This window comes from Mycobacteriales bacterium (assembly GCA_035995165.1).
In the GTDB taxonomy this organism is placed as follows: Bacteria; Actinomycetota; Actinomycetes; order Mycobacteriales; family CADCTP01; genus CADCTP01.
The window spans coordinates 1-10,492 of sequence record DASYKU010000103.1; the positions used below are offsets into that span (position 1 = coordinate 1).

The 10,492-nt window shown below is 72.4% G+C and carries 10 protein-coding genes and 1 tRNA gene; 6 read left to right on the top strand and 5 right to left on the bottom strand.

Features of this window, described 5'->3' with window-relative positions; translation table 11 throughout:
• Window positions 1-517: hypothetical protein (locus tag VGP36_17540; protein HEV7656520.1), on the bottom strand; the 517-nt coding region annotated here is incomplete at its 3' end.
• A gap of 220 nt (window positions 518-737) precedes the next feature.
• Here VGP36_17540 and dnaG point away from each other — a divergent pair.
• From dnaG to xylA, 5 genes are all read left to right on the top strand, one after another.
• Complete coding sequence (gene dnaG / locus VGP36_17545) at window positions 738-2,588, top strand: DNA primase (GenBank protein ID HEV7656521.1); 1,851 nt, start codon at window positions 738-740, stop codon at window positions 2,586-2,588.
• Between the two features lie 88 nt (window positions 2,589-2,676).
• The gene (locus VGP36_17550) at window positions 2,677-3,210 is read left to right on the top strand and encodes a hypothetical protein (GenBank protein HEV7656522.1); all 534 of its coding nucleotides are present in this window, start codon (window positions 2,677-2,679) and stop codon (window positions 3,208-3,210) included.
• 205 nt (window positions 3,211-3,415) lie between these two features.
• Entirely contained in the window at window positions 3,416-4,810 is a 1,395-nt protein-coding gene (gene xylB, locus VGP36_17555; GenBank protein HEV7656523.1) for a xylulokinase, read from the top strand.
• Between the two features lie 3 nt (window positions 4,811-4,813).
• Window positions 4,814-5,944: a Gfo/Idh/MocA family oxidoreductase gene (locus VGP36_17560; GenBank protein HEV7656524.1), complete on the top strand. Its 1,131-nt coding sequence runs from the start codon at window positions 4,814-4,816 to the stop codon at window positions 5,942-5,944.
• Window positions 5,941-7,128 carry a xylose isomerase gene (gene xylA / locus VGP36_17565; protein ID HEV7656525.1) on the top strand — a complete coding sequence of 396 codons (1,188 nt, stop codon included), beginning with the start codon at window positions 5,941-5,943 and terminating at the stop codon, window positions 7,126-7,128. Before VGP36_17560 ends, xylA begins: the two co-directional genes overlap by 4 nt.
• Before the next feature lie 208 nt (window positions 7,129-7,336).
• Here the strand turns inward: xylA and VGP36_17570 are convergent, their stop codons facing one another.
• A complete protein-coding gene (locus VGP36_17570; protein HEV7656526.1) occupies window positions 7,337-7,648 on the bottom strand; it encodes a hypothetical protein in 312 nt (103 codons plus the stop codon).
• A 134-nt stretch (window positions 7,649-7,782) separates the two neighbouring features.
• On the opposite strand from VGP36_17570, the gene VGP36_17575 reads away from it, so the two are divergent.
• Window positions 7,783-7,855 (top strand) — tRNA-Asn (locus tag VGP36_17575).
• A 66-nt stretch (window positions 7,856-7,921) separates the two neighbouring features.
• On the opposite strand, the gene VGP36_17580 is transcribed toward VGP36_17575, so the two are convergent.
• The 3 genes from VGP36_17580 to VGP36_17590 are packed head-to-tail and all read right to left on the bottom strand — an operon-like array spanning window position 7,922 to window position 10,484.
• Window positions 7,922-9,082 carry a site-specific integrase gene (locus VGP36_17580; protein ID HEV7656527.1) on the bottom strand — a complete coding sequence of 387 codons (1,161 nt, stop codon included), beginning with the start codon at window positions 9,080-9,082 and terminating at the stop codon, window positions 7,922-7,924.
• Window positions 9,082-9,264, bottom strand: coding sequence for a helix-turn-helix domain-containing protein (locus VGP36_17585; GenBank protein HEV7656528.1), 183 nt, complete (start codon window positions 9,262-9,264; stop codon window positions 9,082-9,084). Before VGP36_17585 ends, VGP36_17580 begins: the two co-directional genes overlap by 1 nt.
• Before the next feature lie 17 nt (window positions 9,265-9,281).
• Window positions 9,282-10,484 carry a replication initiator gene (locus VGP36_17590; protein ID HEV7656529.1) on the bottom strand — a complete coding sequence of 401 codons (1,203 nt, stop codon included), beginning with the start codon at window positions 10,482-10,484 and terminating at the stop codon, window positions 9,282-9,284.
• Between the last annotated feature and the right edge of the window lie 8 nt (window positions 10,485-10,492).

The window sequence follows — 10,492 nt, forward strand, 5'->3', positions numbered from 1 at the left end:
CGACCACGTTGTCCGCCCAGATGCCGAGCTTCAGCCGGAGCACGGAGCTCAGCACCGGGAGGATGTCTCGCAGTTCGACCGGCATCGGCGTCGCGTCCGAGGACACCAACTGGAACGCCGGCTCGACCCGGTCAGCATTCCGGACGGCGGCGTCGATCGTGCTGTAGGGCAGAATTCCGCGGGCCTGGATTCCCGCCATGACCACGCCGCCGAGGGCGTCCTCGAACGACCGCCGGACCACCGGCTCCCGGGCCGCGAGCACCTTCTCCCACGCGGCGACCCCCCGGGCGACCGTCATGGTGAAGCCGCGGTCCACCTCGTACAGGCCCTCGATGGCGCCGGTGTCGATCGCGGCCGCCCGGGTGGCGACCTCGACCGCCCTGGTCAGCGGCTCGCTGTCCGGCCGGTCCCGAAACCCGTCCAGCACCGACGCGTACCCGTCGAAGCTCGACTCGTCGACCGTCGCCGTGGCGAACGCCGGGAACGGCTGGTGACCCGCGCTCTCCGGCTCGCTCATCGGTCCAGCGTAGGACCGAGGTGGTGAAGCCCGCCCCGGTCCGGTCCACGTACGCGATCCGGACCGCGTCGCCGGGCCGCCGGCCGACTCGGCCACGACCGGTGTGGTGGGGTACGCCGGTGCGTCCGCGCACGGGCACGTCGTGGGACGCGGACATCGGCGCACACCCCGCACCGGCCGGGCCGGTTCCCGCACCTCGCGCTGACGTACGATCGCCCGCGTGGCAGGGCGGATCCGGGACGAGGACATCGCACTGGTCCGCGAACGATCCGCGGTCGAGGACGTGATCGGCGAGCGGGTCGCGCTGCGCAACGCCGGCGGCGGCAACCTCAAGGGCCTGTGCCCGTTCCACGACGAGAAGTCGCCCTCCTTCAACGTGACCCCGGCCCGCGGGCTCTGGCACTGCTTCGGCTGCGGGCTCGGCGGCGACGTGATCGCGTTCGTGCAGCGCACCGACGGGCTCGGTTTCGCCGAGGCGGTCGAGCGGCTGGCCGACCGGTCCGGCATCCGGCTGCGGTACGAGCAGGGCGGCTCGGCCCCGTCCCGCCCGCAGGGCCAGCGCGGCCGGCTGGTGGAGGCCAACCGCGAGGCCGCGCTCTTCTACGCCGAGCAGCTGCGCAGCCCGGACGCCGCGATCGCCCGCGACTTCCTCACCGCCCGCGGCTTCACCCAGTCCCACGCCGAGACGTACGGCTGCGGCTACGCGCCGGCCGGCTGGGACGCGCTCACCTCGCACCTGCTCGACCGCGGCTTCACCCAGGCCGAGCTGGTCACCGCCGGGCTGTCCCGGCAGTCCAGCCGGGGCTCGCTGATCGACCGCTTCCACCGCCGGCTGCTCTGGCCGATCCGCGACATCTCCGCCGACGTGGTCGCCTTCGGCGGCCGGCGGCTGCACGACGACGACCCGATCGAGGCGAAGTACCTCAACACCCCCGAGACCCCGCTCTACCACAAGTCGCAGGTCCTCTACGGCGCCGACATCGCCAAGAAGGAGATCGCCCGGCGCCGGCAGGCGGTCGTGGTCGAGGGCTACACCGACGTGATGGCGTGCCATCTGGCCGGCGTCCCGACCGCGGTGGCGACCTGCGGGACCGCCTTCGGCAACGAGCACATCGGGGTGCTGCGCCGGCTGCTGCTGGACTCCGACGAGTTCGCCGGCGAGATGGTCTTCGTCTTCGACGGCGACGAGGCCGGTCAGCGGGCGGCGCTGCGGGCGTTCACCGAGGACCAGCGCTTCGTCATGCAGACCTTCGTCGCGGTCGAGGAGTCCGGCATGGACCCCTGCGAACTGCGGCTGGCCAAGGGCGACATGGCCGTACGGGACCTGGTCGCCCGGCGACAGCCGGCGGTCGCGTTCGCGCTGCGGGCCGAGCTCAAGGAGTACGACCTGGACAACCCGGAGGGCCGGATCCGGGCGCTGGAGAAGGGCGCGCCGATGGTGGCCCGGATCAAGGACCGGGCGCTGCGCCCGGAGTACGCGCGGCGGCTGTCCGGGATGCTCGGCATGGAGGTCGAGCCGGTGCTGGCCCGGGTGCTGGAGCTGGCCGGCGAGAACCAGCAGACCCGCGGCCGCCGTCCCGCGCCGCGGCCCAACCGCGACGACCCGGCCCTCGCGGTCGAGCGCGAGGTGCTCAAGCTGGCCGTCCAGGTGCCGCAGCTGGCCGGGCCGGTCTTCGACGCGCTGGACGAGACCTCCTTCACCGAGCCGACGTACGCGCTGATCCGCAAGGCGATGTCCGCGGCCGGCGGCACCTCCGCGGCCCGCAGCGGCCCGGAGTGGGTCGAGCGGATCGGCGAGTACTGTGCCGACCTCGTGGCCAAGTCGACCCTGACCGAGCTGGCCGTCGAGCGGCCGCGCACCAACGGCCTGCCCGACGAGCGGTACGTCGCCAGCCAGCTGTCCCGGCTGCGCGAGCTCGGCGTCTCCCGCCAGATCAAGGCGCTGCGGTCGCGGCTGCAGCGGGTGAACCCGCTGGAACAGCCGGACGAGCACGTCCGGCTGTTCGGCGAGCTGGTCGCGCTGGAGCAGTTCAACCGGGGCTTGCGTGAGCAGGCCCTGGGGGCCCAGTGAGCCGACGGGGGAGTGAGCATCGCAGCGCCTCCCACGGCGGCTCGCCGAGACTGCCGCGCGAGGAGCGGAGCGAGCCCGGAGGCGAACCGTGCGAGCAGTGAGGCTGTTCCGCAAGCCGGAGCGGGTGCCGGCCGGGGCGACCGCGCGGCTCGACCCGGACGAGCGGGTCGTGTCCTGGGCTCCGGCGTCGGGCGGCGCCGTCGTCGCCACCCCGCTCGGGCTCTGGTTGCCCGGCATCCCCGACCGGCTGCCCTGGCACCTGATCGATAAGGCGACCTGGCAGGACAACACCCTCACGGTGATCCCGGCTGTCGACTCCGGCGACGGCGTCCTGGTCGAGCAGCCGCCGCGGGCGGTCCGGCTGGACCAGCCCCGGGACATCCCGCAGACCGTCCGGGTCCGGGTGCAGAAGGCGATCGCGTTCACCCGCCACCACCCGTTGTCCGACGTGGCCGGCCCCGGCCCGCGGCGCGGCGTCCGCGTCGTCGGCCGGCGGGTGCCCGGTCAGGACGGGGTCAGCTGGCAACTGGTCTTCGACGCCGGGATCGACCGGGGCGACCCGGCCGTCCGGGCGGCCGCCGCCGAGTACGTGGACCAGGCCCGGGCCGAGCTCGGCTTGTAACTCCGTAGTCGTAACTGGAGAGCGAGCCCGGTGCAGGCCGGGTGCGATCACTCGTCTGCCGCACCGACGGGGTGTGTTCTAGCTACTTACGGTCACCATATCGCGTCGCCCCCGGCGACCGCCGAGGTGGAGGGCCGCATCGTGAGCCGCATCGTCCGAGCGCCCGTGCGTGACGCACGGGCGCCTCGTGACGGAGGATCGGACCATGAGCACCCTCGTCGCCGGCATCGACTGCTCCACCCAGTCCACCAAGGTCCTGGTCTGTGACGCCGGGAGCGGCGCCGTGGTCCGGTCCGGCTCCGCGCCGCACCCGGACGCGACCGAGATCGATCCGGCGGTCTGGGCCGCGGCGCTGGAGAAGGCGTCCGCCGGTGGCCTGCTCGACGACGTGGCCGCGATCGGAGTCGGCGGCCAGCAGCACGGGATGGTCGCGCTGGACGAGGGCGGCGCGGTCGTCCGCCCGGCCCTGCTCTGGAACGACACCCGCTCGGCCGGCGCCGCGACCGACCTGATCGCCGAGCTCGGCGGCCCGGAGAAGTGGGCCGAGGCCGTCGGCCTGGTCCCGGTGGCCAGCTTCACGATCACCAAGCTGCGCTGGCTGGCCGAGCACGAGCCGGACAACGCCGCTCGGGTCGCGTCCGTGCTGCTGCCGCACGACTGGCTCACCGCGCAGCTGTCGACGGACGGCGTGGCCGCCGCGGCCACCGACCGCGGCGACGCCTCCGGCACCGGCTACTGGTCACCGTCCACAGGCGACTACCGGACCGACCTGCTGCGGCTGGCGTTCGGCCGGGAGATCGGGCTGCCCCGGGTGGCGGCGCCGGCCGAGGCGGTGGGCCGGACCGCGACCGGAGCGGTGCTCGCGCCCGGCACCGGCGACAACATGGCCGCCGCGTTCGGGCTCGGCCAGGTGGCCGGCGACGTGACCATCTCGATCGGCACCAGCGGGGTGGTGGCCGCGGTCAGCGAGGTGCCGACCGCGGACGCCAGCGGGTACGTCGCGAGCTTCGCCGACGCCTCCGGCCGCTTCCTGCCGCTGGTCTGCACGCTCAACGCGGCCCGGGTGATGAACGCGACCGCGACCCTGCTCGGTGTCGACGTGGCCCGCTTCGACGAGCTGGCGCTGTCCACACCGGACAGTGGCGGGCTGGTGCTGCTGCCGTTCCTGGACGGCGAGCGCACCCCCGACCTGCCGAACGCGCGCGGCCTGATCACCGGGCTGTCGCGGGCCAACGCGACCCCGGCCACGCTGGCCCGGGCCACGGTCGAGGGACTGCTCTGCGGGCTCGCCGCCGGGCTGGACGCGCTGCGGGCCCAGGGCGTGCCGATCCGGCGGGCGATGCTCACCGGTGGGGGAGCACGCTCGACGGCGCTGCGGGCGCTGGCCCCGGCCATCCTCGGCGTCCCGGTGACGCTGCCCGAGCCGGCCGAGTACGTCGCGCTCGGCGCCGCCCGCCAGGCCGCCTGGACCCTGTCCGGTCAGGCCGAGCCGCCGTCCTGGGAGGTGCCGGGGCTCACGCTGCCGGACGCGGAGCCGGCCACCGCGCTGCGCGAGGCGTACGCGGCGGTGCTCGCCGACGCCGACGCCCTGCTGCGATAGCGGGTGTCCACTTCGGACCTGCGGGTCGGCATGATCGGCTACGCCTTCATGGGCGCTGCCCACTCGCACGCCTGGCGCAACGCCGGCCACGTCTTCGACCTGCCGCTGCGACCGCGCCTGACCGTCCTCTGTGGACGCTCACCGGAATCGGTCCGGGCGGCCGCGGATCGGTTCGGCTGGGACTCGGTCGAGATCGACTGGCGCGCGGTGGTGGCCCGCGACGACGTCGACCTGGTCGACATCTGTACGCCCGGCTCCAGCCACGCCGAGATCGCGCTGGCCGCGCTGGCCGCGGGCAAGCACGTGCTCTGCGAGAAGCCGCTGGCCAACACCGTCGCCGAGGCCCGGTCCATGGTCGCGGCGGCCCGGTCTGCCCGGACCCGCGCGATGGTCGGCTTCAACTACCGGCGGGTGCCCGCGGTGACGTACGCGCGGGACCTGATCGCGGCCGGCCGCCTCGGCACGGTCCACCAGGTCCGGGCGCAGTACCTGCAGGACTGGCTGGTCGATCCGGACCACCCGCTGGAGTGGCGGCTGCGCGCGGAGGAGGCCGGCAGTGGCGCGCTCGGCGACATCGGCGCGCACATCGTCGACCTGACCCAGTTCGTCACCGGGCAGCGGCTGGTGGGGGTGAACGCGCTGCTGGAGACGTTCGTCCGGTCCCGGCCGCTCCCGACCGGAGAAGGTCGCGGGGAGGTCACCGTGGACGACGCGGCGTTGTTCCTGGGCCGGTTCGACGGCGGCGCGATCGCCTCGTACGAGGCGACCCGGTTCGCGACCGGCCACAAGAACGCCCTGCGGATCGAGGTGAACGGCTCGGCCGGCAGCCTCGCCTTCGACCTGGAACGCCTCAACGAGCTGGAGTTCGCCGACCTTTCTGATCCGGTCGGCTTCCGGCGGGTGCTGGTGACCGAACCGGACCATCCGTACCTGGTTGGCTGGTACCCGCCCGGGCACACCCTCGGCTGGGGCGACACGTTCGTACACGAGGTCAAGGACCTGGTCGAGGCGATCGCCGCAGGTCGGCAACCGCTACCGTCCTTCGAGGACGGGCTGCAGGCGCAGCTCGTGCTGGATGCGGTGCAACGTTCCGCCGCCGAGAACGGCCGGTGGACCGAAGTGGAGGAAGTGTGACGACCCTGACCCCTGTGGCGACCAAGGACGATCGCTTCACCTTCGGGCTGTGGACGGTCGGCTGGCTCGGCCGGGACCCGTTCGGTGACGCGACCCGCGCGCCGGTCGACCCGGTGGAGACCGTGCACCGGCTGGCCGAGCTCGGCGCGGCCGGCGTGACGTTCCACGACGACGACCTCATCCCGTTCGGATCGTCCACTTCGGACCGGGCCAAGCTGATCGCCCGGTTCAAGGACGCGCTGGCCGAGACGGGCCTCACCGTCCCGATGATGACGACGAACCTGTTCACCCACCCGGTGTTCAAGGACGGCGCCTTCACCGCGAACGACCGGGACGTACGCCGGTTCGCGCTGCGCAAGGTGCTGCGCAACATCGACCTGGCCGCGGAGCTCGGCGCCACGACGTACGTGGCCTGGGGCGGGCGGGAAGGCGCCGAGTCCGACGCGGGCAAGGACCTCAAGGCCGCGTACGACCGGTTCAAGGAGGCCTTCGACCTGCTCTGCCAGTACGTGCTGGACAAGGGCTACGACATGCGTTTCGCCCTGGAGCCCAAGCCGAACGAGCCCCGCGGCGACATCTTCCTGCCCACCGTCGGGCACGCGCTGGCGTTCATCAACGAGCTCGAGCACCCCGAGATGGTCGGCGTGAACCCGGAGACCGGGCACGAGCAGATGGCCGGGCTCAACTACACGCACGGCATCGCCCAGGCGCTCTGGTCCGGCAAGCTGTTCCACATCGACCTCAACGGTCAGCACGGCGTGAAGTACGACCAGGACCTGCGCTTCGGCACCGGCGACCTGAAGAGTGCCTTCTTCACCGTCGACCTGCTCGAGGGCGCCGGCGGCACCGGTCCCGTCTACACCGGACCGCGGCACTTCGACTTCAAGCCGCCGCGGACCGAGGACATGTCCGGAGTCTGGGCCTCGGCGGCCGGCTGCATGCGGACGTACCTGATCCTGGCCGAGCGGGCGGCGGCGTTCCGGGCCGACCCATCCGTCGCGGAGGCGCTGGCCGCGTCCCGGGTGCCCTCGCTGGCCCAGTCCACTCTGGACGCCGGAGAGGGCTGGCAGGGGCTGGTCGAGGCGGATGCCGACTTCGACCCGGAGACGGCCGGGGCGCGCGGAATGCACTACGAGCGGCTCGACCAACTCGCCCTCGAACACCTCATGGGCGCCCGCTCCTGAGCCGCGGGACGGGCGGCCCCTTTACGGAGCCGCCCTGAGCCGCGGACTTTCTGCGGCCGGGGCCGGCCCGCTGTGGGCACCGGGGTTTCTGCGATCGGAGCCGGCCCGCGTGGGAACCGGCCGCGGGCTTTCTGCGGGGCCGGCTCGCTCCGAAGACGCTGAAGGGGCGGCCCCCCTGCGGGGCCGCCCCTTCGCGATACGCGGTGGATCAGGTGGTCGTGCCGTTCACCGGGCTCGGCGCCGTCGTGCTCGGGGTGGCCTCGTACGTCGTCGTCTCGTCCTTGTCCCGCGCGACGGTCTGCTTGACCTTGGTCGCGAGGTCGGACTCCTTGACCTTGGCGGCCAGGTCGGACTGCTTGGCCTTGTCCACCAGGTCGGAGCCCTTGGCCTGCAGCACCCCGGCCGTGCTCTGCACCGTCTCGCTGCCCGCGACCTTGCGGGCCTGGGCCACGATCTCCTCGTAGCGCTGGCGGCCGGCCTTGCTGCCCAGCACGTACCCGGCCGCGAACCCAACCGCCACGGCAAGCTTCCCGTACATGTCTGCTCCTCTTCGTCGTCCGTTCCGTGTCAGCCGGTCACCCTCAGATGTACCCGACTGCGGCAGACGTACTCCCGATCGGGTATCGTCTACCCCCGTCGCCACCGCGCGACCGGTCCCCCGTAGCTCAATTGGCAGAGCATGCGACTGTTAATCGCAGGGTTTGTGGTTCGAGTCCACACGGGGGAGCCCTTCCCGCAGGTCAGAGGCTCGTAAGCCCGGCCAATCAAGATCACCAATACAAGAAACTCACGGCTACGCATCCGCCATCGACCCCGCCGCTGCCTCCAACGCTGCCGCAGCCGCCGGGTTGAGAGCCTTGCGGGCCATGTAGACATCCTGCGTCATGGACGGCCGCGCGTGCCCGAGCTGATCCGCGATCGCCCGAGCCGACAGTCCCGCTTCGTCCAAGATCGTCGCGCAGGTCTTCCGGAAGACGTGCGAGGTCACCCAGGAGAAGCCGGCCGCGTCCCGCGCCTCCCGGAACGCACGTGACGTGTTGCTCGGATCGCGCCAGCCGCCTCGCGAGTCCGGGAAGACCGGGCCCAGGGCGGTTGAGTGCGGCCGGCGCCGTTCGAGCATGGCGATTGCGAACGGCGGAAGCGGCAATGTGCGGTCGTCGCCTCCTTTGAGCCGCTGAACGCGGCGCAGACTCTCGCCGTTCACGCGGATCAGCTTCCAATCGACCTCGACCGTCCCCGCTTCCAAGTCGATGTCGGACCAGGCAACAGCGAGGGCTTCACCGATACGGAGACCAGTGGCGAGCATCCAGCGGGTGAGGTCTGGCAGGTCCTTCGAGATAGCTCGGGTGTCGGCTTCGAGCGCCATGATCCAACGCACGCGCTCGTTGCTGGTCAGCGCCCGCGGAGCCTTCGGTCTGACGCCACGAACCCGGGCGGCTTCCCGAGCCGGGTTCACCGGCACCGCGCCGTATCGAACGGCAAGACCCATGACGCCCGACACGACCGTCCGGGAGGTCTTCGCCGTCGCCACCCCCCGCGTCGTTCGCACGGTGCGAAGGAAGTCGTCCACCCTCGGAGTCGTCACCTCTCGGAGACGAAGCGAGCCCAGCGCCGGTCCCACGTGATTCTTGAGTTGAAGGCCGTAGAGCTGGGCGGTGTTCGGTGACACGTCTCCGACATCTGCAGCTTCCTCGATCGCGGCCAGCCAGATGACGGCCGCGTCCTTGAACAGAGACTCCGCGCTCAGGCCAGACCGCCCATTGGCCGTCGACCGGTCGCGCAGCGCCGTCAGCAGGTTGTTGCGGGCAATCGCCTGAGTAGATCCGGTCCGGGCGACCGGGCGGGTGACGCCGTCCGCGTCGCGATAGCTGGCTCTGGCGATGTGATTTCCACTGGGACTGACCGAGAACGTGATCCGTCCGTAGGTCCCGATCGGCAGGGGAGGGCGAGGCATCAGGCGTCCAAGTCCTCGAACCAGGTGCGGACGTTGTCCGGCTTCCAGCGCAGGTGCTTGCCGACCTTCCGTGCCTGCGGGCCGAACCCCTTGCGCCGCCACTGGTAGAGCGTCTGCACGGGGACCTGGAGGAACGCGGACACGTCGTCCGGCGTCCACATGCGCTCGTCTGTCGCTTCCATCGTGAGTCTCCTTCCTGTCAGGCGGCGGGGTCGGCGGCAGCCGGACGGCGTTGGCGGGCGGCGTCCGCAGCGGCGAGTGCAAGGGCGGCGTCAGCGGTGGTCCGCCAGCCGGTGCCGGCGTAGGTCCACGACCCGACGACAAGGACGGTCTCCGTCTCCTCGTCCGACGCCTGCTCGGCGTGCGCCGCTGTGGCGTTCGCCCGGCGCATGGCAGTCGAGCGGGCGGCCCGGAGTGCACCGAAGCTGGTCGAGTACGTCCGGGACTTGGTGGCGAAGTGCCCGCCGAAGCCGAGCATGTGCGCCCACGGCCGGAGCCGGGACCAGCCGTCGCCGGCTTCCGGGCGCCCCAGCTCCCAAGCGGCGGAGACGAGCCGGCCTGTGTGCTTCGCGGGATCCGTGTAGATGCGAACGGTCGAGGCGGTGAGCCGGGCCGACAGGTGGCCAGCCGGCTCAGTCGCCTTCGTGGCGTACTTGGCGAGGTAGCCGGCCACGTGCTGCTCCGTGACCTCAGCCCCGGGCAGACCGCGCGCCACCGACAGCGGCCGGACCTGCTCGCCCCACTGCACCACCCAGCCGTCCGGCATGTCCGGATGCGGTGGCGTCCGGATAGCGGTCGAGCGTGCGGCGTCGACCAGCAAGCCGTTCAGCAGCTCGGCGGTGGCCCAGCTCGGCGGCGCCACGACCGCATCCGGGTCGTTCGGGTCGGCACCGTCGAGGCGGACCAGGGCGTGAAGGTGCACGGCACCGCGGGCTTGGAACTCCGCGACCTTCGCGTACCGGATCCGCGCGGCCGTGCCGCCGTGCGCGCGGGACAGCCGGCGCAGCTCCCGCTTGACCGCGTCAATCGTCCGCGTCCAGAGCTTGGGCACGAAGGCGTTCCAGGCGACCTGCGCGGCGTGGTCGTAGCAGTCGAGGCAGAGCGGCGTTCCGGTGCGCTTATCACCGTCGCCGTGCACCACGCCGCAGGACATCGGCCGGCCGTGCGGACAGGCCGGCCGGTCGCGTCGGGGCCGGCAGGGACCGAGCCGCGAGCGTCCAGCACCGGGCCGTCCAGTCCGGTCGAGTCGCGTGTGGACAGTGCCGAAGGACGGCGGGGTGAGGGTGAGAAACGTCGCCGGGTGCGCGGTGACCGAGTCGGGCACGCCCTTGCCGCCACGAAGGCCGGCAGCGATCAGGTGGTAGGCGTCCCACCGGTAGGTCTCCGCGCAAGCTGGGCACACCGAGGCGC